The sequence below is a fragment of the Streptomyces fulvorobeus genome (assembly GCF_013167895.1).
Classification (GTDB): domain Bacteria; phylum Actinomycetota; class Actinomycetes; order Streptomycetales; family Streptomycetaceae; genus Streptomyces; species Streptomyces fulvorobeus.
The window spans coordinates 3,784,646-3,808,002 of record NZ_BLWC01000001.1; the positions used below are offsets into that span (position 1 = coordinate 3,784,646).

Below are 23,357 nucleotides of genomic sequence, written 5' to 3' on the forward strand. Positions count from 1 at the left end.
CGGCCCGCGGTATCAGCCGAGCCAGCCGTCGATCCCGCCGAGCAGCTTCTCCCGTACGTCCGCCGGGGCGGCCGAACCCCGTACGGACTGCCGCGCCAGCTCCGCCAGCTCCTCGTCGGTGAAGGCGTGGTGCCGGCGCACGAGGTCGTACTGGGCGGCCAGCCGGGAGCCGAAGAGCAGCGGGTCGTCCGCGCCGAGTGCCATCGGCACGCCCGCCTCGAAGAGGGTGCGGATGGGTACGTCGCCCGGTTTCTCGTAGACCCCGAGCGCCACGTTCGAGGCCGGGCAGACCTCGCAGGTCACCCCCGTCTCGGCCAGCTGGCGAAGCAGCCGCGGGTCCTCGGCCGCCCGCACGCCGTGCCCGATGCGGGAGGCGTCCAGGTCGTCCAGGCAGTCCCGCACGCTCGATGGCCCGGCGAGCTCGCCGCCGTGCGGGGCCGCGAGCAGCCCGCCCTCGCGGGCGATGGCGAAGGCCCGGTCGAAGTCGCGGGCCATCCCGCGGCGTTCGTCGTTGGAGAGCCCGAAGCCGACGACACCTTGGTCCGCGTACCGCACGGCCAGCCGCGCCAGCGTCCGCGCGTCCAGCGGGTGCTTCATCCGGTTGGCCGCGATCACGACCCGGATTCCGAGCCCGGTGTCCCGGGCCGCCGAGTCCACGGCATCCAGAATGATCTCGATCGCCGGAATCAGCCCGCCGAGGAGCGGGGCGTACGAGGTGGGGTCGACCTGGATCTCCAGCCACCCCGCGCCGTCCGCCACGTCCTCCTGGGCGGCCTCGCGCACGAGCCGCTGGATGTCCTCGGGCGAGCGCAGACAGGACCGGGCGATGTCGTAGAGGCGCTGGAAACGGAACCAGCCCCGTTCGTCCGTCGCGCGCAGACTCGGCGGCTCGCCACCGGTCAGCGCGTCCGGCAGGTGCACGCCGTACTTGTCGGCGAGTTCGAGCAGCGTCGTGGGCCGCATCGACCCGGTGAAATGCAGGTGCAGGTGGGCCTTGGGCAACAGCCGTACATCGCGCTCCATCCCAAGATCCTGCCGTACGGGCGGGTCCGAGCGGTAGCCGCTTTCCCCCTTGGGTCCGTCATCGAACAGAAAAACAGACCCCCGGACGGAACCGGGGGTCTGCCTGTTCGACGGGTGAGGCGGGGGAGCGGTCAGTCCTTCGCCTCGCCCAGCAGCTTCTGGAGCCGTGAGGCGCCCTCGGCGAGGTCCGCGTCACCGAGCGCGTACGACAGCCGCAGATAGCCCGGCGTACCGAACGCCTCGCCGGGGACGACGGCGACCTCGGCCTCGTCCAGGATGAGCGCCGCGAGCTCGACCGAGGTGGCGGGACGCCTGCCCCGGATCTCCTTGCCGAGCAGCGCCTTCACCGAGGGGTAGACGTAGAACGCGCCCTCCGGCACCGGGCAGACGACACCCTCGATCTCGTTGAGCATCCGCACGATGGTCTGCCGGCGGCGGTCGAAGGCGGTACGCATCTCGGCGACCGCGTCCAGGTTCCCGGACACGGCGGCCAGCGCGGCGACCTGGGCCACGTTGGAGACGTTGGAGGTGGCGTGCGACTGGAGGTTGGTCGCGGCCTTCACCACGTCCCTGGGTCCGATGATCCACCCGACCCGCCAGCCGGTCATCGCGTACGTCTTGGCGACGCCGTTGACCACGACGCACTTGTCGCGCAGCTCGGGCAGGATCGCCGGGAGCGAGGTGAAGGCGGCGTCGCCGTAGACCAGGTGCTCGTAGATCTCGTCGGTCAGCACCCACAGGCCGTGCTCGACGGCCCAGCGGCCGATCGCCTCGGCGTCGGCCTCGCTGTAGACGGCGCCGGTCGGGTTGGACGGCGAGACGAAGAGGACGACCTTCGTACGTTCGGTGCGCGCCGCTTCGAGCTGCTCGACGGAGACCCGGTAGCCGGTGGTCTCGTCGGCCACCACCTCCACGGGGACACCGCCGGCGAGCCGGATGGACTCCGGGTAGGTGGTCCAGTACGGCGCCGGGACGATGACCTCGTCGCCCGGGTCCAGGATCGCGGCGAACGCCTGGTAGATGGCCTGCTTGCCGCCGTTGGTGACCAGGACCTGGGAGGCGTCGACCTCGTATCCGGAGTCGCGCAGCGTCTTCTCTGCGATGGCGGCCTTGAGCTCGGGGAGCCCGCCCGCCGGGGTGTAGCGGTGGTACTTCGGGTTGCGGCACGCCTCGACCGCGGCTTCGACGATGTAGTCGGGCGTCGGGAAGTCGGGTTCACCGGCGCCGAAGCCGATCACCGGACGGCCGGCGGCCTTCAGGGCCTTGGCCTTGGCGTCGACGGCGAGGGTCGCGGACTCGGAAATCGCACCGACGCGGGCGGAGACCCGACGTTCGGAGGGAGAAGTTGCAGCGCTCATGGCGCCCATGGTCCCAGACCGGAAATGGCCTCGGTACACGGGTTTCAGGGACCGGACAGCCCTCGTGCGGCAGGCGGAGGGGAGCGGTCGGTCCCCGGCTGTTCGACGCGGAGGCCCTGAACACGTACACTCACCTGTCGTTGGCCTTCACCAGCCACACCGTTTTCGCACCCGCTCCATCGGGGAGGGATGCGGTAGGTTGGTGGAAACCACAAAGGGTCGTAGCTCAATTGGTAGAGCACTGGTCTCCAAAACCAGCGGTTGGGGGTTCAAGTCCCTCCGGCCCTGCTACACACGTCTTCGCCAGGATGTGTGCGCATGTACGTACTTCATTGCACAGTCGTGCGGCTCCCCCGGGCGCGGCACGGCCACGACCCGGAATCAGGTGAGTAGCGTGACGGACGCCGTGGGCTCCATCGACATGCCTGATGCTGAGGATGAAGTCCCTGAGTCGAAGAAGGCTCGGAAGGGCGGTAAGCGCGGAAAGAAGGGCCCCCTGGGCCGTCTCGCGCTTTTCTACCGCCAGATCGTCGCCGAGTTGCGCAAGGTCGTCTGGCCGACCCGCAACCAGCTGACGACGTACACATCCGTGGTGATCGTCTTCGTGGTCGTCATGATCGGTCTGGTTACCGTGATTGACTTCGGTTTCGCGCGGCTCATCAAGTACGTCTTCGGCTGATCCCGCGGAGGGCGCCTCACCGGCGCCCCTTTCGCACGTTCCACCCATTTGTATCCAGGAAGAAGCAGCCATCGTGTCTGACCCGAACCTGAACGACGCCGCCGAGCCTACGGTGGACGCCGTCGAGTCCGCCGAGGACGAGCTCGACATCGTTGAGGCTGCGGACTCCGTGGAGCCCGACCAGGCCGAAGCTGCCGACGAAGCCGCGGGTGAGCCCTCCGAGGAGGCCGCCGTGCACATCGAGTCCGACGCCGAAGAGCCGGCGGACGACGAGAGCGCCGCCGGCGAAGAAGCCGTCGAGGCCGCAGACGACGAGAGCGCCGACGAGGAAGAGGCCGAGCCGGCCGCCCCCGTCGACCCCGTCGCCGCCCTCCGCGAGGAGCTCCGCACCCTCCCCGGCGAGTGGTACGTCATCCACACGTACGCCGGTTACGAGAAGCGCGTGAAGGCCAACCTCGAACAGCGCGCGGTCTCGCTCAACGTCGAGGAGTTCGTCTACCAGGCGGAAGTCCCCGAGGAAGAGATCGTCCAGATCAAGAACGGCGAGCGCAAGAACGTCCGCCAGAACAAGCTCCCGGGTTACGTCCTGGTGCGCATGGACCTGACGAACGAGTCCTGGGGCGTCGTCCGCAACACCCCCGGCGTCACCGGCTTCGTGGGCAACGCCTACGACCCGTACCCGCTGACCCTCGACGAGATCGTCAAGATGCTCGCCCCCGAGGCCGAGGAGAAGGCGGCCCGCGAGGCCGCCGAGGCCGAGGGCAAGCCGGCTCCGTCCCGCAAGGTCGAGGTCCAGGTGCTCGACTTCGAGGTGGGCGACTCGGTCACCGTCACGGACGGCCCGTTCGCGACGCTGCAGGCGACGATCAACGAGATCAACGCCGACTCGAAGAAGGTCAAGGGCCTCGTCGAGATCTTCGGTCGCGAGACCCCGGTCGAGCTCAGCTTCGACCAGATCCAGAAGAACTAGCAGCTTCCGCGGGTTTCTGGACATATACCTACCGAGCAGGTCGGACGGGCTTTGTTACCCGTCTGACCTGCTCGTTTTTGGTCGCGCAGCTATACCCGTTATCGTTGCGCGGTATGCCTGCATCCGGATGACCGGATGCCGGGCGAAACTCTCACTAGGACCCGGAGAGAGCAATGCCTCCCAAGAAGAAGAAGGTCACGGGGCTTATCAAGCTCCAGATCAACGCCGGTGCGGCCAACCCGGCTCCGCCGGTCGGCCCCGCACTGGGCCAGCACGGCGTGAACATCATGGAGTTCTGCAAGGCGTACAACGCCGCGACCGAGTCGCAGCGTGGCATGGTCGTGCCGGTGGAGATCACGGTCTACGACGACCGCTCCTTCACCTTCATCACGAAGACGCCGCCGGCCGCCAAGCTGATCCTCAAGGCCGCGGGTGTGGACAAGGGCTCCGGCGAGCCGCACAAGACCAAGGTCGCCAAGCTGACGGCTGCCCAGGTCCGCGAGATCGCCACGACGAAGCTCCCCGACCTGAACGCCAACGACCTCGACGCCGCGTCGAAGATCATCGCTGGCACCGCCCGTTCCATGGGCATCACGGTCGAAGGCTGATCCAGCCCTTCCAGCCCCCAGTGGTAGGACCAAGCGCTGGTCCGCACCACGACTCCACACTCTGAAACCACAGGAGTAGAAGTGAAGCGCAGCAAGAACCTCCGCGCTGCGGACGCCAAGATCGACCGGGAGCGCGTCTACGCCCCGCTCGAAGCCGTCCGTATCGCCAAGGACACCGCCGCCACCAAGTTCGACGGCACCGTCGAGGTCGCGTTCTGCCTGGGTGTCGACCCTCGCAAGGCCGACCAGATGGTCCGTGGCACCGTGAACCTCCCGCACGGCACCGGCAAGACCGCCCGGGTCCTGGTCTTCGCGACCGGTGACCGTGCTGCGGCCGCGGAAGCCGCGGGCGCCGACATCGTCGGCTCCGACGAGCTCATCGAAGAGGTGGCGAAGGGCCGTCTGGACTTCGACGCCGTCGTCGCCACTCCGGACCTCATGGGCAAGGTCGGCCGCCTGGGCCGCGTGCTCGGTCCGCGTGGTCTGATGCCGAACCCGAAGACCGGCACCGTCACCCCCGATGTCGTCAAGGCTGTCAACGACATCAAGGGCGGCAAGATCGAGTTCCGCGTCGACAAGCACTCGAACCTGCACTTCATCATCGGCAAGGTCTCCTTCGACGACACGAAGCTGGTCGAGAACTACGCCGCGGCGCTGGAGGAGATCCTCCGTCTGAAGCCGTCCGCGGCGAAGGGCCGCTTCATCAAGAAGGCGGTCATGAGCACGACGATGGGTCCCGGCATCCCGCTGGACTCCAACCGCGTGCGCAACCTCCTCGTCGAGGAGGACCCGGCCTCCGTCTGAGCACCCGTGCTCACCCGGTAGCCGCGTCACGGCATCCGGCGGGCCCCGCACCTTCCCAGGTGCGGGGCCCGTCCCGTACTCGGTGCAGACGCGTCCGAGGCCGTTCCGGTCCCTGACGCCCGCGTTCCAAACCTCCCGGACCGCTCGAACCGGGACGGATTTGCTCCGCGTGCCCCGGGTCGCGTACTCTCTCGAAGAAGCCAAAGACCGCTGGTCGTTGCTGTTCTCTCGCAAGAGGGGCCGGTGACCGAAGGATCCGTCTGGAACGGACGACCTGCGCAGGTGACTGTGGAAAGCTCCCGGACTTCGTGCGGTTGAGCTACGCCCTGGCACCTGTGCCGGGGCGTTTCGTTTTTTCCGGTTCCTTCTGAGCGGTCCTCATCACCCGGAAGGAGGCCGACGCTCATGGCAAGGCCCGACAAGGCTGCCGCGGTAGCCGAGCTGACGGACCAGTTCCGCAGCTCGAACGCCGCCGTGCTGACCGAGTACCGGGGTCTCACCGTGGCGCAGCTCAAGACGCTGCGCCGTTCGCTCGGTGAGAACGCCCAGTACGCCGTGGTGAAGAACACGCTGACCAAGATCGCGGCCAACGAGGCCGGGATCGACACGCTGGACGACCTGTTCTCGGGTCCGACGGCGGTTGCCTTCATCACCGGTGACCCGGTGGAGTCGGCGAAGGGTCTTCGTGACTTCGCCAAGGAGAACCCCAACCTCATCATCAAGGGCGGTGTCCTTGACGGTAAGGCGCTGTCCGCCGATGAGATCAAGAGGCTCGCGGACCTCGAGTCCCGCGAGGTTCTGCTCGCCAAGCTGGCCGGTGCCATGAAGGGCAAGCAGACGCAGACTGCGCAGCTCTTCCAGGCTCTGCCGTCGAAGTTCGTCCGCACCGCGGAAGCGCTTCGCGCCAAGAAGGCCGAGCAGGCCGAGCAGGGCGGTGCCGGTACGCCGGCTCCCGCCGAGGCTGCCGAGTAACCACTCGGTGGTCCAGCGGGCACCACGTACGCCCGCCGACATATACATCCGGCACCTGCCGAATTAGTGGAAGGACCCGCCATCATGGCGAAGCTCAGCCAGGAAGACCTGCTCGCCCAGTTCGAGGAGCTCACCCTCATCGAGCTCTCCGAGTTCGTTAAGGCGTTCGAGGAGAAGTTCGACGTCACCGCCGCCGCGGCCGTCGCCGTCGCCGGCCCCGCGGGCGCCGGCCCGGCCGCCGAGGCCCCGGAGGAGCAGGACGAGTTCGACGTCGTCCTCACCGCCGCCGGTGACAAGAAGATCCAGGTCATCAAGGTCGTGCGTGAGCTGACCTCGCTGGGTCTCAAGGAGGCCAAGGACCTCGTCGACGGCGCCCCGAAGCCCGTCCTCGAGAAGGTCGCCAAGGAGGCCGCTGACAAGGCTGCCGACTCCCTCAAGGCCGCCGGCGCCTCCGTCGAGGTCAAGTGACCCTGCGAGTCATCTGACTCCCAGGACCGTCCTGCCGCGAGGCGGGACGTCACAGCGCGAAGGGCGATCACCCGAACGGGTGGTCGCCCTTCGGCGTACCCGTGGTGGCTCCCTTGCTCTTCCGCCGGCGACGAGTATCGTGATCTTCGCCGTGCGCCTCTCAGGGGCTGCCAGCAGGCGTTCTGGGGCGGCCGGAGGGGAACTGCGGGCCCCGGTCCCGACTGAGGGGCCTTGACGAACCGCACGCGGCGCGCAATTCTCAGGACGCGTCGTCACATCGATCCGTATCCGAGGCATGGATCGAGAGCGAAGCGGGCAGTAAAGAGGTGCGCACCCCGCGCGAGGGCTAGGCATAGGTGTTGAGAACAGCTGTTGAGAGCAACGTGGGTCTCTGAGAACCCCGACTGGACATCAGTGTGGCGTTTGGCTACACTGACCCTTTGCGCTGCCTGTTAGCTGCCTCCTGCCCGTCACCAGGGGCATCCCCAATCTGACAATGAAGACCGATCCTCTCTGACCTGGCCGTTCATGGCTGATCAGAAACCGGCCCGGCTTTTTGTCCACTTGGAACCGGTACGCGCGTAGTGAGTCCGAGCCCTCGGAAGGACCCCCTCTTGGCCGCCTCGCGCAACGCCTCGACCGCGAATACGAACCACGGCGCCAGCACCGCCCCGCTGCGCATCTCTTTTGCAAAGATCAAGGAGCCCCTCGAGGTTCCGAACCTCCTCGCGCTGCAGACCGAGAGCTTTGACTGGCTCCTCGGCAACGCCGCCTGGAAGGCTCGCGTCGAGGCTGCTCTGGACAGTGGGCAAGACGTCCCCACCAAGTCCGGCCTGGAGGAAATCTTCGAGGAGATTTCACCGATCGAGGACTTCTCCGGGTCGATGTCGCTTACGTTCCGCGACCACCGCTTCGAACCCTCGAAGAACTCGATCGAGGAGTGCAAGGAGCGCGACTTCACGTTCGCCGCGCCGCTCTTCGTCACCGCCGAGTTCACCAACAACGAGACCGGCGAGATCAAGTCCCAGACGGTCTTCATGGGCGACTTCCCGCTCATGACCAACAAGGGCACCTTCGTCATCAACGGCACCGAGCGTGTCGTCGTGTCGCAGCTGGTCCGCTCGCCGGGTGTCTACTTCGACTCCTCCATCGACAAGACGTCCGACAAGGACATCTTCTCCGCCAAGATCATCCCGTCCCGGGGTGCCTGGCTGGAGATGGAGATCGACAAGCGTGACATGGTCGGTGTCCGCATCGACCGCAAGCGCAAGCAGTCCGTCACCGTCCTCCTGAAGGCTCTCGGCTGGACCACCGAGCAGATCCTCGAGGAGTTCGGCGAGTACGAGTCCATGCGCGCCACCCTGGAGAAGGACCACACCCAGGGCCAGGACGACGCGCTCCTCGACATCTACCGCAAGCTGCGCCCGGGCGAGCCGCCCACGCGTGAGGCTGCTCAGACGCTGCTCGAGAACCTCTACTTCAACCCGAAGCGCTACGACCTCGCGAAGGTCGGCCGCTACAAGGTGAACAAGAAGCTCGGCGCCGACGAGCCGCTGGACGCCGGCGTGCTCACCAGTGACGACGTCATCGCGACGATCAAGTACCTGGTGAAGCTGCACGCGGGCGAGACCGAGACGGTCGGGGAGTCCGGACGCTCGATCGTCGTCGAGACCGACGACATCGACCACTTCGGCAACCGTCGTCTGCGTAACGTCGGCGAGCTCATCCAGAACCAGGTCCGTACGGGCCTGGCTCGCATGGAGCGCGTCGTGCGTGAGCGGATGACGACCCAGGACGTCGAGGCCATCACGCCGCAGACCCTGATCAACATCCGGCCGGTCGTCGCCTCCATCAAGGAGTTCTTCGGCACCAGCCAGCTGTCGCAGTTCATGGACCAGAACAACCCGCTGTCGGGTCTCACCCACAAGCGCCGCCTGTCGGCTCTTGGCCCGGGTGGCCTCTCCCGTGAGCGGGCCGGCTTCGAGGTCCGTGACGTGCACCCGTCCCACTACGGACGCATGTGCCCGATCGAGACCCCTGAAGGCCCGAACATCGGTCTGATCGGTTCGCTCGCCTCGTACGGACGCGTCAACGCGTTCGGATTCATCGAGACGCCGTACCGCAAGGTCGTCGACGGTCAGGTCACCGACGACGTCGACTACATCACGGCCGACGAAGAAGACCGGTACGTCATCGCCCAGGCGAACGCGCTCCTCTCCGACGAGCTGCGCTTCACCGAGCCCCGCGTCCTGGTCCGCCGCCGTGGCGGAGAGGTCGACTACGTGCCCGGCACGGACGTCGACTACATGGACGTCTCGCCGCGCCAGATGGTGTCCGTCGCCACCGCGATGATCCCCTTCCTGGAGCACGACGACGCCAACCGTGCCCTCATGGGCGCGAACATGATGCGGCAGGCGGTGCCGCTCATCAAGTCCGAGGCGCCGCTCGTCGGCACCGGCATGGAGTACCGCTGCGCCACCGACGCCGGTGACGTGCTCAAGGCGGAGAAGGACGGTGTGGTCCAGGAGGTCTCCGCGGACTACATCACCGTCACGAACGACGACGGCACGTACACCACGTACCGCATCGCCAAGTTCATGCGCTCCAACCAGGGCACCTCGGTCAACCAGAAGGTCGTCGTCTCCGAGGGTGACCGGGTCGTCGCCGAGCAGGTGCTCGCGGACGGACCGGCCACCGAGAACGGTGAGATGGCCCTGGGCAAGAACCTGCTCGTGGCCTTCATGCCGTGGGAGGGTCACAACTACGAGGACGCGATCATTCTTTCGCAGCGCCTCGTGCAGGACGACGTCCTCTCCTCGATCCACATCGAGGAGCACGAGGTCGACGCCCGTGACACCAAGCTCGGCCCGGAGGAGATCACCCGGGACATCCCGAACGTCTCCGAGGAGGTCCTCGCGGACCTCGACGAGCGCGGCATCATCCGTATCGGTGCCGAGGTCACGGCCGGGGACATCCTCGTCGGCAAGGTCACGCCCAAGGGTGAGACCGAGCTGACGCCGGAGGAGCGCCTGCTCCGTGCGATCTTCGGTGAGAAGGCGCGCGAGGTGCGCGACACCTCCCTGAAGGTCCCGCACGGCGAGATCGGCAAGATCATCGGCGTCCGTGTCTTCGACCGCGAGGAAGGCGACGAGCTGCCGCCGGGCGTGAACCAGCTGGTCCGCGTCTACGTCGCCCAGAAGCGCAAGATCACCGATGGTGACAAGCTCGCCGGCCGTCACGGCAACAAGGGCGTCATCTCCAAGATCCTGCCGATCGAGGACATGCCGTTCCTGGAGGACGGCACCCCGGTCGACATCATCCTCAACCCGCTGGGTGTCCCGTCCCGGATGAACCCGGGACAGGTCCTGGAGATCCACCTCGGCTGGCTCGCCAGCCGCGGCTGGGACGTCTCCGGCCTCGGTGACGAGTGGGCCCAGCGCCTGCAGGCCATCGGCGCCGACCAGGTCGCCCCCGGCACCAACGTCGCGACCCCGGTCTTCGACGGTGCCCGTGAGGACGAGATCACCGGCCTCTTCAAGGCCACGATCCCCAACCGCGACGGTGACCGGCTGGTCCAGCCCTCGGGCAAGGCCAACCTGTTCGACGGCCGCTCCGGCGAGCCGTTCCCCGAGCCGGTCTCGGTCGGCTACATGTACATCCTCAAGCTCCACCACCTCGTCGACGACAAGCTCCACGCCCGTTCGACGGGTCCCTACTCCATGATCACCCAGCAGCCGCTCGGTGGTAAGGCGCAGTTCGGTGGCCAGCGCTTCGGTGAGATGGAGGTGTGGGCGCTCGAAGCATACGGAGCCGCCTACGCCCTCCAGGAACTGCTGACCATCAAGTCCGATGACGTGACCGGCCGCGTGAAGGTCTACGAGGCCATCGTCAAGGGCGAGAACATCCCCGAGCCGGGCATTCCCGAGTCCTTCAAGGTGCTCATCAAGGAAATGCAGTCGCTCTGCCTCAACGTGGAGGTGCTGTCATCGGACGGCATGTCCATCGAGATGCGCGACACGGACGAGGACGTCTTCCGCGCTGCGGAAGAGCTCGGTATCGACCTGTCCCGGCGCGAGCCGAGCAGCGTCGAAGAGGTCTGACGGGCCTGGCCGGGGCCTCCTCGTGAGGCCCCGGTCGCCCCGGACCGTTCAGACCATGCTGAAGCGCCCCATCGTCTCGCTGACGCGAGGGGCTCGACCCTGAAAGAGGGATTGACGACAAGTGCTCGACGTCAACTTCTTCGACGAGCTGCGGATCGGCCTTGCCACCGCGGACGACATCCGGACCTGGTCGCACGGCGAAGTGAAGAAGCCGGAGACCATCAACTACCGCACGCTCAAGCCCGAGAAGGACGGACTCTTCTGCGAGAAGATCTTCGGTCCGACCCGGGACTGGGAGTGCTACTGCGGCAAGTACAAGCGTGTCCGCTTCAAGGGCATCATCTGCGAGCGCTGCGGCGTCGAGGTCACTCGCGCCAAGGTGCGTCGTGAGCGGATGGGCCACATCGAGCTTGCCGCTCCCGTCACTCACATCTGGTACTTCAAGGGCGTCCCGTCGCGTCTCGGCTACCTGCTTGATCTCGCTCCGAAGGACCTCGAGAAGGTCATCTACTTCGCCGCGTACATGATCACGTTCGTGGACGAGGAGCGCCGCACGCGTGACCTGCCCTCGCTGGAGGCGCACGTCTCCGTCGAGCGTCAGCAGGTCGAGAACCGCCGCGACTCCGACCTGGAGAACCGCGCGAAGAAGCTTGAGACGGACCTGGCCGAGCTCGAGGCCGAGGGCGCCAAGGCCGACGTACGCCGCAAGGTGCGCGAAGGTGCCGAGCGTGAGATGAAGCAGCTGCGCGACCGTGCGCAGCGCGAGATCGACCGCCTCGACGAGGTGTGGAGCCGCTTCAAGAACCTCAAGGTCCAGGACCTCGAGGGCGACGAGCTGCTCTACCGCGAGCTGCGTGACCGCTTCGGCACGTACTTCGACGGCTGCATGGGTGCGGCTGCCCTGCAGAAGCGCCTGGAGTCCTTCGACCTCGACGAGGAGGCCGAGCGCCTCCGCGAGATCATCCGTACCGGCAAGGGCCAGAAGAAGACCCGTGCGCTCAAGCGCCTCAAGGTCGTCTCCGCGTTCCTGCAGACCAGCAACAAGCCCAAGGGCATGGTGCTCGACTGCGTGCCGGTCATCCCGCCGGACCTGCGTCCGATGGTGCAGCTGGACGGTGGCCGCTTCGCGACCTCCGACCTGAACGACCTGTACCGCCGTGTGATCAACCGCAACAACCGCCTCAAGCGTCTCCTTGACCTCGGTGCCCCCGAGATCATCGTGAACAACGAGAAGCGGATGCTGCAGGAGGCCGTCGACGCGCTGTTCGACAACGGCCGCCGCGGTCGCCCGGTCACCGGTCCCGGCAACCGCCCGCTGAAGTCCCTGAGCGACATGCTCAAGGGCAAGCAGGGCCGTTTCCGTCAGAACCTTCTCGGTAAGCGTGTGGACTACTCCGCGCGTTCCGTGATCGTCGTCGGTCCGCAGCTCAAGCTGCACCAGTGCGGTCTTCCGAAGGCCATGGCGCTGGAGCTCTTCAAGCCGTTCGTGATGAAGCGCCTGGTCGACCTGAACCACGCGCAGAACATCAAGAGCGCCAAGCGCATGGTCGAGCGCGGTCGCACGGTCGTGTACGACGTCCTGGAAGAGGTCATCGCCGAGCACCCGGTTCTCCTGAACCGTGCGCCGACGCTGCACCGCCTCGGCATCCAGGCGTTCGAGCCCCAGCTGGTCGAGGGCAAGGCCATCCAGATCCACCCGCTCGTCTGCACCGCGTTCAACGCGGACTTCGACGGTGACCAGATGGCCGTGCACCTTCCGCTCTCCGCGGAGGCGCAGGCCGAGGCCCGCATCCTGATGCTGTCCTCGAACAACATCCTGAAGCCGGCGGACGGCCGTCCCGTCACCATGCCGACCCAGGACATGGTGCTGGGTCTGTTCTTCCTCACCACCGACGGTGAGCTCCGTGACACCAAGGGCGAGGGCCGCGCGTTCGGCTCCACGGCCGAGGCGATCATGGCGTTCGACGCCGGCGAGCTGGCGCTCCAGTCGTCCGTCGACATCCGCTTCCCGGTGGGCACCATCCCGCCGCGTGGCTGGGTGCCGCCGGTCGCCGAGGAGGGCGAGCCCGAGTACCAGCCGGGTGACACCTTCCGGCTGCGGACGAGCCTGGGCCGCGCGCTCTTCAACGAGCTGCTGCCCGAGGACTACCCGTTCGTCGACTACTCGGTCGGCAAGAAGCAGCTCTCCGAGATCGTCAACGACCTCGCCGAGCGCTACCCCAAGGTCATCGTGGCGGCGACGCTGGACAACCTGAAGGCGGCGGGCTTCCACTGGGCCACCCGTTCCGGCGTCACCGTCGCCGTGTCGGACATCGTCGTCCCCGAGGCCAAGAAGGCCATCGTCAAGGGGTACGAGGACCAGGACGAGAAGGTCCAGAAGCAGTACGAGCGCGGCCTGATCACCAAGGACGAGCGCACGCAGGAGCTCATCGCGATCTGGACCAAGGCGACCAACGAGGTCGCCGAGGCGATGAACGCGAACTTCCCCAAGACGAACCCCATCTTCATGATGGTCGACTCGGGTGCCCGCGGAAACATGATGCAGATGCGTCAGATCGCCGGTATGCGTGGTCTGGTGTCCAACGCCAAGAACGAGACGATTCCCCGTCCCATCAAGGCGTCCTTCCGTGAGGGCCTCACCGTCCTGGAGTACTTCATCTCCACGCACGGTGCCCGTAAGGGTCTGGCGGACACCGCCCTGCGTACCGCCGACTCGGGTTACCTCACCCGTCGTCTGGTGGACGTCTCGCAGGACGTGATCATCCGCGAGGAGGACTGCGGCACCGACCGCGGCCTCAAGCTGAAGATCGCGGTCAAGGGTGCCGACGGCGTGCTCCGCAAGACGGACGACGTCGAGACCTCGGTGTACGCCCGCATGCTCGCCGAGGACGTCGTCATCGACGGCAAGGTCATCGCGCCTGCCAACGTCGACCTCGGTGACGTCCTGATCGACGCCCTCGTGGGCGCCGGCGTCGAGGAGGTCAAGACCCGTTCGGTCCTGACCTGTGAGTCCGCGGTCGGCACCTGTGCCTTCTGCTACGGACGCTCGCTCGCCACCGGCAAGCTGGTCGACATCGGTGAGGCGGTCGGCATCATCGCCGCCCAGTCCATCGGTGAGCCCGGTACCCAGCTGACGATGCGTACCTTCCACACCGGTGGTGTGGCGGGTGACGACATCACGCAGGGTCTGCCGCGTGTCGTCGAGCTCTTCGAGGCGCGTACGCCCAAGGGTGTCGCCCCGATCTCGGAGGCCAAGGGCCGCGTCCGGATCGAGGAGACCGAGAAGACGAAGAAGCTCGTCGTCACCCCGGACGACGGAAGCGAGGAGACGCCGTTCCCGATCTCCAAGCGTGCCCGTCTGCTGGTCGGCGAGGGCGACGCGGTCGAGGTGGGCCAGAAGCTCACCGTCGGTGCGACCAACCCGCACGACGTGCTGCGGATCCTCGGTCAGCGCGCGGTCCAGGTCCACCTGGTCGGCGAGGTCCAGAAGGTCTACAACTCGCAGGGCGTGTCGATCCACGACAAGCACATCGAGATCATCATCCGGCAGATGCTCCGCCGGGTGACGATCATCGAGTCCGGCGACGCGGAGCTGCTGCCGGGCGAGCTGGTCGAGCGGTCGAAGTTCGAGGTCGAGAACCGTCGTGTGGTCACCGAGGGCGGTCACCCTGCCTCCGGCCGTCCGCAGCTGATGGGTATCACCAAGGCGTCGCTCGCCACCGAGTCGTGGCTGTCGGCGGCGTCCTTCCAGGAGACGACCAGGGTCCTGACCGACGCGGCGATCAACGCCAAGTCGGACTCCCTGATCGGCCTCAAGGAGAACGTCATCATCGGTAAGCTCATCCCGGCCGGTACGGGCCTGTCCCGCTACCGCAACATCCGGGTCGAGCCGACCGAGGAGGCCAAGGCCGCGATGTACTCGGCCGTCGGCTACGACGACATCGACTACTCGCCGTTCGGCACCGGCTCCGGCCAGGCCGTTCCGCTGGAGGACTACGACTACGGTCCGTACAACCAGTAGGCGTCCCGTTCGACGACCGGAGGGCGGTCACCCCGTTGCGGGGTGGCCGCCCTTTGGCGTATCCGACGCCGGCGAGCTGCGGCGTACCGTCGTGACGGCCCTCCGCCGGTGCTCTGCGCGATCGCGACGGGGTTCCCTGCCGGACGGGGTCCCCGGGAGCGGGGGAGCGCTGCTGCGCTGCTCGTACGGGACTGGCCGGAAGCGGGTCCGTGGTGGTGGGCGGCATTTGTTTTGACCGGAGTCCGTGAGGTAGGTACGCTCAAGCCTTGTGCCTGGGGTGTGCCTGGGCTCGGGTGCGTGTCCTCAACCGCATGGCGAGTCCGTAAGTGGCCACCGCAATCAGCGCTTCTCCTGTCCTAGGGCAGGGGCGCGCAGTATTCGACACACCCGACCGCGTGGGTCGGTGTGTTCCAGGTTAGTTTCAACGAACGGCACACAGAAACCGGAGAAGTAGTGCCTACGATCCAGCAGCTGGTCCGGAAGGGCCGGCAGGACAAGGTCGAGAAGAACAAGACGCCCGCGCTCGAGGGTTCGCCCCAGCGTCGTGGCGTCTGCACGCGTGTGTTCACGACCACCCCGAAGAAGCCGAACTCGGCGCTCCGTAAGGTCGCGCGCGTGCGTCTGACCTCCGGTATCGAGGTCACGGCCTACATCCCGGGTGAGGGACACAACCTGCAGGAGCACTCCATCGTGCTCGTGCGTGGTGGCCGTGTGAAGGACCTGCCGGGTGTTCGCTACAAGATCATCCGCGGCTCGCTCGACACCCAGGGTGTCAAGAACCGCAAGCAGGCCCGAAGCCGCTACGGCGCCAAGAAGGAGAAGTAAGAATGCCTCGTAAGGGCCCCGCCCCGAAGCGCCCGGTCATCATCGACCCGGTCTACAGCTCTCCTCTTGTCACCTCGCTGATCAACAAGATCCTCCTCGACGGCAAGCGTTCCACCGCCGAGCGGATCGTGTACGGCGCCATGGAAGGTCTTCGCGAGAAGACCGGCGCCGACCCGGTCATCACGCTGAAGCGCGCGCTTGAGAACGTCAAGCCCTCGCTCGAGGTCAAGTCCCGCCGTGTCGGTGGCGCCACCTACCAGGTGCCGATCGAGGTCAAGCCCGGTCGCGCCGCCACCCTCTCGCTGCGCTGGATCGTGGGTTACTCCCGCGCCCGTCGTGAGAAGACCATGACCGAGCGCCTCATGAACGAGCTGCTCGACGCCTCCAACGGTCTTGGCGCTGCCGTCAAGAAGCGCGAGGACACCCACAAGATGGCCGAGTCGAACAAGGCCTTCGCGCACTACCGCTGGTAGTCGCTTACCCCATCGAGACCGAGAGAAGATTGAGCCTTATGGCCACCACTTCGCTTGACCTGGCCAAGGTCCGCAACATTGGGATCATGGCCCACATCGACGCGGGCAAGACGACCACCACCGAGCGGATCCTCTTCTACACCGGTGTGAGCTACAAGATCGGTGAAGTCCACGATGGCGCTGCCACCATGGACTGGATGGAGCAGGAGCAGGAGCGCGGCATCACGATCACGTCTGCCGCGACGACCTGTCACTGGCCGCTCAATGAGGTTGATCACACGATCAACATCATTGACACCCCCGGTCACGTCGACTTCACCGTCGAGGTGGAGCGTTCGCTCCGCGTCCTCGACGGCGCCGTCACCGTGTTCGACGGTGTGGCGGGCGTCGAGCCGCAGTCCGAGACCGTGTGGCGTCAGGCGGACCGCTACGGCGTGCCGCGTATCTGCTTCGTCAACAAGCTCGACCGTACCGGCGCCGAGTTCCACCGCTGCGTCGACATGATCATCGACCGCCTCGGTGCGGTCCCGCTGGTCATGCAGCTCCCCATCGGTGCCGAGGCCGACTTCAAGGGCGTCGTCGACCTCGTGACGATGAAGGCTTTCGTCTGGTCGGACGAGACCGCCAAGGGCGAGATGTACGACACCGTCGACATCCCGGAGACCCACGCCGAGGCGGCCGAGGAGTGGCGCGGCAAGCTGCTCGAAGCCGTCTCCGAGAACGACGACGAGATGATGGAGCTGTACCTGGAGGGCGTCGAGCCTTCCGTGGACCAGCTCTACGCGGCGATCCGCCGTATCACCCTCGCGTCGAAGGGCTCGGCCGACTCCGTCACCGTCACCCCGGTGTTCTGTGGCACGGCGTTCAAGAACAAGGGCGTCCAGCCCCTGCTCGACGCGGTCGTCCGCTACCTGCCTTCCCCCCTGGACGTCGAGGCCATCGAAGGCCACGACGTCAAGGACCCGGAGAAGGTCGTCAAGCGTCTGCCGTCGGACGACGAGCCGTTCTCCGGCCTGGCGTTCAAGATCGCGAGCGACCCGCACCTGGGCAAGCTCACCTTCGTCCGGATCTACTCCGGTCGCCTCGAGGCCGGCACCGCGGTGCTGAACTCGGTCAAGGGCAAGAAGGAGCGCATCGGGAAGATCTACCGTATGCACGCGAACAAGCGTGAGGAGATCCCCTCGGTGGGCGCCGGTGACATCGTCGCCGTCATGGGCCTGAAGCAGACCACCACCGGTGAGACGCTGTGTGACGACAAGAGCCCGGTGATCCTGGAGTCCATGGACTTCCCGGCGCCGGTCATCCAGGTCGCCATCGAGCCCAAGTCCAAGGGCGACCAGGAGAAGCTGGGTGTCGCCATCCAGCGCCTCTCGGAGGAGGACCCCTCCTTCCAGGTGCACTCGGACGAGGAGACCGGCCAGACCATCATCGGTGGTATGGGCGAGCTCCACCTCGAGGTGCTCGTCGACCGCATGCGACGCGAGTTCCGCGTCGAGGCGAATGTCGGCAAGCCGCAGGTCGCCTACCGCGAGACGATCCGCAAGACCGTCGAGCGCATCGACTACACGCACAAGAAGCAGACTGGTGGTACCGGCCAGTTCGCGAAGGTGCAGATCGCCCTCGAGCCCATCGAGGGTGGCGACTCGTCCTACGAGTTCGTCAACAAGGTCACCGGTGGCCGCATCCCCCGTGAGTACATTCCCTCGGTGGACGCGGGTGCCCAGGAAGCCATGCAGTTCGGCATCCTGGCCGGTTACGAGATGGTCGGCGTCCGCGTCACCCTTCTCGACGGTGGTTACCACGAGGTCGACTCCTCGGAGCTCGCCTTCAAGATCGCCGGTTCGCAGGCGTTCAAGGAGGGTGCCCGCAAGGCGTCCCCCGTGCTTCTCGAGCCGATGATGGCCGTCGAGGTCACCACGCCCGAGGACTACATGGGTGACGTGATCGGCGACCTCAACTCACGCCGTGGCCAGATCCAGGCCATGGAGGAGCGCAGCGGCGCTCGCGTCGTGAAGGGCCTCGTGCCCCTCTCGGAGATGTTCGGCTACGTCGGAGACCTCCGCAGCAAGACCTCGGGTCGCGCAAGCTACTCGATGCAGTTCGACTCCTACGCCGAGGTTCCGCGGAACGTCGCCGAGGAGATCATCGCGAAGGCCAAGGGCGAGTAACTCCCCCGAGTTGACGCTTTAGGCTTATCACCGGAGCCCGGCAGGGCATTCGACGCGACGCGGGAGCGGCGTGGTGAATGCCCCGGGCCCCGGCATCCCAGCAAAGATCACCTGGCGCCGATGAAGCAAGGCGTACAGAACCACTCAGGAGGACCCCAGTGGCGAAGGCAAAGTTCGAGCGGACTAAGCCGCACGTCAACATCGGCACCATCGGTCACATCGACCACGGTAAGACGACCCTCACGGCCGCCATTACCAAGGTGCTGCACGACGCGTTCCCCGACCTGAACGAGGCTTCGGCCTTCGACCAGATCGACAAGGCCCCCGAAGAGCGTCAGCGCGGTATCACGATCTCGATCGCGCACGTGGAGTACCAGACGGAGTCGCGTCACTACGCGCACGTCGACTGCCCCGGGCACGCCGACTACATCAAGAACATGATCACGGGTGCGGCGCAGATGGACGGCGCCATCCTCGTGGTCGCGGCCACCGACGGCCCGATGCCGCAGACCAAGGAGCACGTGCTCCTGGCCCGCCAGGTCGGCGTCCCCTACATCGTCGTCGCGCTGAACAAGGCCGACATGGTGGACGACGAGGAGATCCTGGAGCTCGTCGAGCTCGAGGTTCGCGAGCTGCTCTCGGAGTACGAGTTCCCGGGCGACGACCTTCCGGTCGTCAAGGTCTCGGCGCTCAAGGCTCTTGAGGGTGACAAGGAGTGGGGCCAGACCGTCCTCGACCTGATGAAGGCCGTCGACGAGTCGATCCCGCAGCCCGAGCGTGACGTCGAGAAGCCGTTCCTCATGCCCATCGAGGACGTCTTCACGATCACCGGTCGTGGCACGGTCGTCACCGGTCGTATCGAGCGTGGTGTCCTGAAGGTCAACGAGACCGTCGACATCGTCGGTATCAAGACCGAGAAGGTCACCACCACGGTCACCGGCATCGAGATGTTCCGCAAGCTGCTCGACGAGGGCCAGGCCGGTGAGAACGTCGGTCTGCTCCTCCGTGGCATCAAGCGCGAGGACGTCGAGCGCGGCCAGGTCATCATCAAGCCGGGTTCGGTCACGCCGCACACCGAGTTCGAGGCGCAGTCCTACATCCTGTCGAAGGACGAGGGTGGCCGTCACACCCCCTTCTTCAACAACTACCGCCCGCAGTTCTACTTCCGTACCACGGACGTAACGGGCGTCGTGACCCTTCCCGAGGGCACCGAGATGGTCATGCCGGGCGACAACACCCTCATGAACGTCTCGCTGATCCAGCCCGTCGCCATGGAAGAGGGCCTGAAGTTCGCCATCCGCGAGGGTGGCCGGACCGTGGGCGCCGGCCAGGTCACCAAGATCGTCAAGTAGTCACCTGACGGTCTGACCTGGTTGCTCCGCACAGAGCACCGAGAAGGGCCCCGGCCCGCCGCGCGCGCGGTGGACCGGGGCCCTTCTGCGTGCCCGGGCCGCCCGGGGCTCCGGCGCCCGGGTGCTGACCGACGCGCCGGGTACCGCTCGCCACGGGTTGAAGCGGCCGAGGCCGGGAAGGGGCGCGTACGCCCGCTGGGGTCCCTGATGGCGCCAGGAGGGGTACGCACCCGCCGGCGGGGAGAGGGGTTCTCCGGCCGGGTGAGGCGGACGCGCACTGGCCCCCGGACCGTGGACGCGTTTGAGCATCCGACCACGGGGGGTAAGATCCTCCGCCCGATTGGCCAGGCTCATGCCCCGTATGGCACACTGACCAGGTTGCTCGGTTGAGTGTCAATGTTGCGCGCCTCCCGCCGGGAGGACCGGAAGCGAGTCCCACGGTACTCGTCGACCCCATGCGGGTCGGACGTACGGGAATCTTTCGGGAAGTTCAGCAGGGCGCCGGCCAGGCACCCGGTGGGTGTTCCGCCCCCGGTTCGCGAGGTCTGTGGGCCCGCACCCCCTTGGTTGGGATCTCCTTCGGGAGATTTTCGTAGAGGGAATGCGACACGCCCGACCGCGTGGGTCGGAGACGGAGTTACGAGAACCCCCGGGTTCCAGAGCGTTACTGAGAGACAGGACTACTAGTAGCCATGGCGGGACAGAAGATCCGCATCCGGCTCAAGGCCTACGACCACGAGGTCATCGACTCCTCGGCGAAGAAGATCGTCGAGACGGTGACCCGCACTGGTGCGTCGGTCGCAGGCCCGGTGCCGCTGCCCACTGAGAAGAACGTGTACTGCGTCATCAAGTCGCCGCACAAGTACAAGGACTCGCGCGAGCACTTCGAGATGCGCACGCACAAGCGCCTCATCGACATCCTCGACCCCACGCCGAAGACGGTTGACTCGCTCATGCGCCTCGACCTGCCGGCGGGCGTCGACATCGAGATCAAGCTCTGAGGTGACGCGCGAGATGGCAAAGAACATTAAGGGCGTCCTGGGCGAGAAGCTCGGCATGACCCAGGTCTGGGACGAGAACAACCGGGTTGTCCCGGTTACCGTCGTCAAGGCCGGGCCCTGCGTCGTGACCCAGGTCCGCACCAACGACCGCGACGGCTACGAGTCGGTCCAGATCGCCTTCGGCGAGATCGACCCGCGCAAGGTGAACAAGCCCCTCAAGGGCCACTTCGCCAAGGCCGACGTGACCCCGCGCCGCCACCTGGTGGAGCTCCGCACCCCTGACGCCAGCGAGTACACGCTGGGCCAGGAGGTCACTGCCGAGGTGTTCGAGTCCGGCGTCAAGGTCGACGTCACGGGCAAGAGCAAGGGCAAGGGCTTCGCCGGTGTCATGAAGCGTCACAACTTCAAGGGCCTCGGCGCCGGTCACGGCGTCCAGCGCAAGCACCGTTCCCCCGGTTCGATCGGTGGCTGCGCCACCCCTGGGCGTGTCTTCAAGGGCATGCGCATGGCCGGCCGGATGGGCAACGAGCGCGTCACCACCCAGAACCTGACCATCCACGCGGTTGACGCGGAGAAGGGTCTGCTGCTCATCAAGGGCGCGGTCCCCGGTCCGAACGGCGGCCTCGTCCTGGTCCGTACCGCGGCCAAGGGGGCTTGAGGTAATGAGCACCATTGACATCCTTTCGCCGGCAGGCGACAAGGCCGGTACCGTCGAGCTCCCCGCGGAGATCTTCGACGCGAAGACCAGCATCCCGCTGATCCACCAGGTCGTTGTCGCACAGCTGGCAGCTGCCCGTCAGGGCACGCACTCGACCAAGCGCCGCGGTGAAGTCCGTGGTGGTGGGCGCAAGCCCTACCGCCAGAAGGGCACCGGCCGCGCCCGCCAGGGTTCGACCCGCGCGCCGCAGTTCGCGGGCGGTGGTGTCGTTCACGGCCCCAAGCCGCGCGACTACTCGCAGCGCACCCCGAAGAAGATGAAGGCCGCCGCTCTCCGCGGTGCCCTCTCCGACCGGGCGCGCCACTCCCGTATCCACGTCATCACCGGCGTGGTCGAGGGTGGAGTCTCCACGAAGGCCGCCAAGACGCTGTTCGGCAAGATCTCGGAGCGCAGCAACCTGCTCCTGGTCGTCGACCGCGCCGACGAGGCCGCGTGGCTCTCCGCACGCAACCTGCCCCAGGTGCACATCCTGGAGCCGGGCCAGCTGAACACGTATGACGTGATCGTCTCTGACGACGTGGTCTTCACCCAGGCCGCTTTCGAGTCCTTCGTGTCTGGCCCCCAGACCGCTGAGACCGAAGGGAGCGACGCCTGATGAGCGAGGCGACCGTCACCAGCTCGACCATCACGAGCAAGACCTACTCGGACCCGCGTGACGTTCTCGTCAAGCCGGTTGTCTCCGAGAAGAGCTATGCGCTGCTCGACGAGAACAAGTACACGTTCATCGTCGCGCCCGGCTCCAACAAGACCCAGATCAAGCAGGCCGTGGAAGCGGTCTTCTCGGTCAAGGTCACCGGGGTCAACACGATCAACCGGCAGGGGAAGCGCAAGCGGACCAAGACCGGCTTCGGCAAGCGCTCTGACACCAAGCGCGCCATCGTGACCCTTGCCGAGGGCGACCGTATCGACATCTTCGGCGGTCCGACCGCCTGACGGCGGTCTGGATCGTCCGGAATCGGACGAGGACTGAGAAATGGGAATCCGCAAGTACAAGCCGACGACCCCGGGCCGTCGTGGCTCCAGCGTCGCCGACTTTGTCGAGATCACGCGGTCCACGCCGGAGAAGTCGCTGGTCCGCCCCCTGCACAGCAAGGGCGGCCGTAACAACGCCGGTCGGATCACCGTTCGCCACCAGGGTGGCGGACACAAGCGCGCCTACCGCGTGATCGACTTCCGTCGTCACGACAAGGACGGCGTGCCGGCCAAGGTCGCGCACATCGAGTACGACCCGAACCGCACCGCGCGCATCGCGCTGCTGCACTACGCGGACGGCGAGAAGCGTTACATCGTCGCCCCGCGTGGCCTGTCGCAGGGTGACCGTGTCGAGAACGGTCCGGCCGCAGACATCAAGCCGGGCAACAACCTGGCGCTGCGCAACATCCCGGTGGGTACGACCATCCACGCCATCGAGCTGCGGCCCGGCGGCGGCGCGAAGTTCGCCCGTTCCGCGGGTACTTCCGTGCAGCTGCTGGCGAAGGAGGGCACCATGGCCCACCTTCGTATGCCGTCCGGAGAGATCCGGCTGGTCGACGCCCGCTGCCGCGCCACCATCGGTGAGGTCGGCAACGCCGAGCAGTCGAACATCAACTGGGGCAAGGCCGGCCGTATGCGCTGGAAGGGCATTCGCCCGACCGTCCGCGGTGTTGCGATGAACCCGGTTGACCACCCGCACGGTGGTGGTGAAGGCAAGACCTCCGGTGGACGTCACCCGGTCTCGCCGTGGGGTCAGAAGGAGGGTCGTACTCGCTCGCCGAAGAAGGCATCGAGCAAGTACATCGTCCGCCGCCGCAAGACGAACAAGAAGCGCTAGGAGCGGG

19 protein-coding genes and 1 tRNA gene are annotated in these 23,357 nt (G+C 66.6%); 18 read left to right on the forward strand and 2 right to left on the reverse strand.

All coding sequences use genetic code 11. From position 1 onward, the window contains the following. Nucleotides 1–12 precede the first annotated feature (12 nt). Both Sfulv_RS17225 and Sfulv_RS17230 read right to left on the reverse strand, forming a co-directional pair. The gene (locus Sfulv_RS17225; RefSeq protein ID WP_173314985.1) at nt 13–1,023 is read right to left on the reverse strand and encodes an adenosine deaminase; all 1,011 of its coding nucleotides are present in this window, start codon (nt 1,021–1,023) and stop codon (nt 13–15) included. A gap of 131 nt (nt 1,024–1,154) precedes the next feature. Further along, entirely contained in the window at nt 1,155–2,381 is a 1,227-nt protein-coding gene (locus Sfulv_RS17230) for a pyridoxal phosphate-dependent aminotransferase (protein ID WP_173314988.1), read from the reverse strand. Between the two features lie 215 nt (nt 2,382–2,596). On the opposite strand from Sfulv_RS17230, the gene Sfulv_RS17235 reads away from it, so the two are divergent. The 18 genes from Sfulv_RS17235 to rplB all read left to right on the forward strand — a co-directional run bounded on the left by Sfulv_RS17235 (nt 2,597) and on the right by rplB (nt 23,350). After that, nucleotides 2,597–2,669: transfer RNA gene (locus Sfulv_RS17235), tRNA-Trp, on the forward strand. Nucleotides 2,670–2,775: 106 nt separating this feature from the next. Further along, nucleotides 2,776–3,060 carry a preprotein translocase subunit SecE gene (secE, locus tag Sfulv_RS17240; protein WP_173314991.1) on the forward strand — a complete coding sequence of 95 codons (285 nt, stop codon included), beginning with the start codon at nt 2,776–2,778 and terminating at the stop codon, nt 3,058–3,060. Between the two features lie 73 nt (nt 3,061–3,133). Next, complete coding sequence (gene nusG / locus Sfulv_RS17245; protein WP_173314994.1) at nt 3,134–4,030, forward strand: transcription termination/antitermination protein NusG; 897 nt, start codon at nt 3,134–3,136, stop codon at nt 4,028–4,030. Nucleotides 4,031–4,203: 173 nt separating this feature from the next. Further along, entirely contained in the window at nt 4,204–4,638 is a 435-nt protein-coding gene (gene rplK, locus Sfulv_RS17250) for a 50S ribosomal protein L11 (RefSeq protein WP_024494105.1), read from the forward strand. A gap of 81 nt (nt 4,639–4,719) precedes the next feature. Further along, nucleotides 4,720–5,442, forward strand: coding sequence for a 50S ribosomal protein L1 (rplA, locus tag Sfulv_RS17255; protein ID WP_173314996.1), 723 nt, complete (start codon nt 4,720–4,722; stop codon nt 5,440–5,442). A 405-nt stretch (nt 5,443–5,847) separates the two neighbouring features. Next, nucleotides 5,848–6,414: a 50S ribosomal protein L10 gene (rplJ, locus tag Sfulv_RS17260; RefSeq protein WP_173314998.1), complete on the forward strand. Its 567-nt coding sequence runs from the start codon at nt 5,848–5,850 to the stop codon at nt 6,412–6,414. A gap of 84 nt (nt 6,415–6,498) precedes the next feature. Then, the gene (rplL, locus tag Sfulv_RS17265) at nt 6,499–6,882 is read left to right on the forward strand and encodes a 50S ribosomal protein L7/L12 (RefSeq protein WP_173315001.1); all 384 of its coding nucleotides are present in this window, start codon (nt 6,499–6,501) and stop codon (nt 6,880–6,882) included. Between the two features lie 614 nt (nt 6,883–7,496). Beyond that, nucleotides 7,497–10,982 carry a DNA-directed RNA polymerase subunit beta gene (gene rpoB, locus Sfulv_RS17270; protein WP_173315004.1) on the forward strand — a complete coding sequence of 1,162 codons (3,486 nt, stop codon included), beginning with the start codon at nt 7,497–7,499 and terminating at the stop codon, nt 10,980–10,982. 121 nt (nt 10,983–11,103) lie between these two features. After that, a complete protein-coding gene (locus Sfulv_RS17275) occupies nt 11,104–15,003 on the forward strand; it encodes a DNA-directed RNA polymerase subunit beta' (RefSeq protein WP_173315007.1) in 3,900 nt (1,299 codons plus the stop codon). A gap of 453 nt (nt 15,004–15,456) precedes the next feature. Beyond that, nucleotides 15,457–15,828 carry a 30S ribosomal protein S12 gene (gene rpsL, locus Sfulv_RS17280; RefSeq protein ID WP_003948652.1) on the forward strand — a complete coding sequence of 124 codons (372 nt, stop codon included), beginning with the start codon at nt 15,457–15,459 and terminating at the stop codon, nt 15,826–15,828. Nucleotides 15,829–15,830: 2 nt separating this feature from the next. Next, entirely contained in the window at nt 15,831–16,301 is a 471-nt protein-coding gene (gene rpsG / locus Sfulv_RS17285; RefSeq protein ID WP_014154599.1) for a 30S ribosomal protein S7, read from the forward strand. A gap of 38 nt (nt 16,302–16,339) precedes the next feature. After that, entirely contained in the window at nt 16,340–18,469 is a 2,130-nt protein-coding gene (gene fusA, locus Sfulv_RS17290) for an elongation factor G (protein ID WP_173315010.1), read from the forward strand. A gap of 158 nt (nt 18,470–18,627) precedes the next feature. Further along, on the forward strand, nt 18,628–19,821 hold the full coding sequence (gene tuf / locus Sfulv_RS17295) for an elongation factor Tu (protein ID WP_173315013.1): 1,194 nt from the start codon (nt 18,628–18,630) through the stop codon (nt 19,819–19,821). Nucleotides 19,822–20,513: 692 nt separating this feature from the next. Next, nucleotides 20,514–20,822, forward strand: coding sequence for a 30S ribosomal protein S10 (gene rpsJ / locus Sfulv_RS17300; protein ID WP_003948644.1), 309 nt, complete (start codon nt 20,514–20,516; stop codon nt 20,820–20,822). 13 nt (nt 20,823–20,835) lie between these two features. Further along, entirely contained in the window at nt 20,836–21,480 is a 645-nt protein-coding gene (rplC, locus tag Sfulv_RS17305; RefSeq protein WP_173315016.1) for a 50S ribosomal protein L3, read from the forward strand. Nucleotides 21,481–21,484: 4 nt separating this feature from the next. After that, entirely contained in the window at nt 21,485–22,135 is a 651-nt protein-coding gene (gene rplD, locus Sfulv_RS17310; protein WP_173315019.1) for a 50S ribosomal protein L4, read from the forward strand. Continuing rightward, a complete protein-coding gene (gene rplW, locus Sfulv_RS17315; protein WP_173315023.1) occupies nt 22,135–22,473 on the forward strand; it encodes a 50S ribosomal protein L23 in 339 nt (112 codons plus the stop codon). Before rplD ends, rplW begins: the two co-directional genes overlap by 1 nt. 40 nt (nt 22,474–22,513) lie before the next feature. Continuing rightward, nucleotides 22,514–23,350, forward strand: coding sequence for a 50S ribosomal protein L2 (gene rplB / locus Sfulv_RS17320; protein WP_173315026.1), 837 nt, complete (start codon nt 22,514–22,516; stop codon nt 23,348–23,350). Nucleotides 23,351–23,357 lie beyond the last annotated feature (7 nt).

Excerpts from the sequence above, each read along its gene's own strand:
- Sfulv_RS17225 (WP_173314985.1), bottom strand. The coding sequence starts at position 1,023 with ATGGAGCGCGATGTACGGCTGTTGCCCAAGGCCCACCTGCACCTGCAT.
- Sfulv_RS17230 (WP_173314988.1), bottom strand. The coding sequence starts at position 2,381 with ATGAGCGCTGCAACTTCTCCCTCCGAACGTCGGGTCTCCGCCCGCGTC.
- fusA (WP_173315010.1), top strand. The coding sequence starts at position 16,340 with ATGGCCACCACTTCGCTTGACCTGGCCAAGGTCCGCAACATTGGGATC.
- rplL (WP_173315001.1), top strand. The coding sequence starts at position 6,499 with ATGGCGAAGCTCAGCCAGGAAGACCTGCTCGCCCAGTTCGAGGAGCTC.
- rplK (WP_024494105.1), top strand. The coding sequence starts at position 4,204 with ATGCCTCCCAAGAAGAAGAAGGTCACGGGGCTTATCAAGCTCCAGATC.
- rpsJ (WP_003948644.1), top strand. The coding sequence starts at position 20,514 with ATGGCGGGACAGAAGATCCGCATCCGGCTCAAGGCCTACGACCACGAG.
- rplD (WP_173315019.1), top strand. The coding sequence starts at position 21,485 with ATGAGCACCATTGACATCCTTTCGCCGGCAGGCGACAAGGCCGGTACC.
- rplC (WP_173315016.1), top strand. The coding sequence starts at position 20,836 with ATGGCAAAGAACATTAAGGGCGTCCTGGGCGAGAAGCTCGGCATGACC.
- rpsG (WP_014154599.1), top strand. The coding sequence starts at position 15,831 with ATGCCTCGTAAGGGCCCCGCCCCGAAGCGCCCGGTCATCATCGACCCG.
- rplB (WP_173315026.1), top strand. The coding sequence starts at position 22,514 with ATGGGAATCCGCAAGTACAAGCCGACGACCCCGGGCCGTCGTGGCTCC.
- rplW (WP_173315023.1), top strand. The coding sequence starts at position 22,135 with ATGAGCGAGGCGACCGTCACCAGCTCGACCATCACGAGCAAGACCTAC.
- rplJ (WP_173314998.1), top strand. The coding sequence starts at position 5,848 with ATGGCAAGGCCCGACAAGGCTGCCGCGGTAGCCGAGCTGACGGACCAG.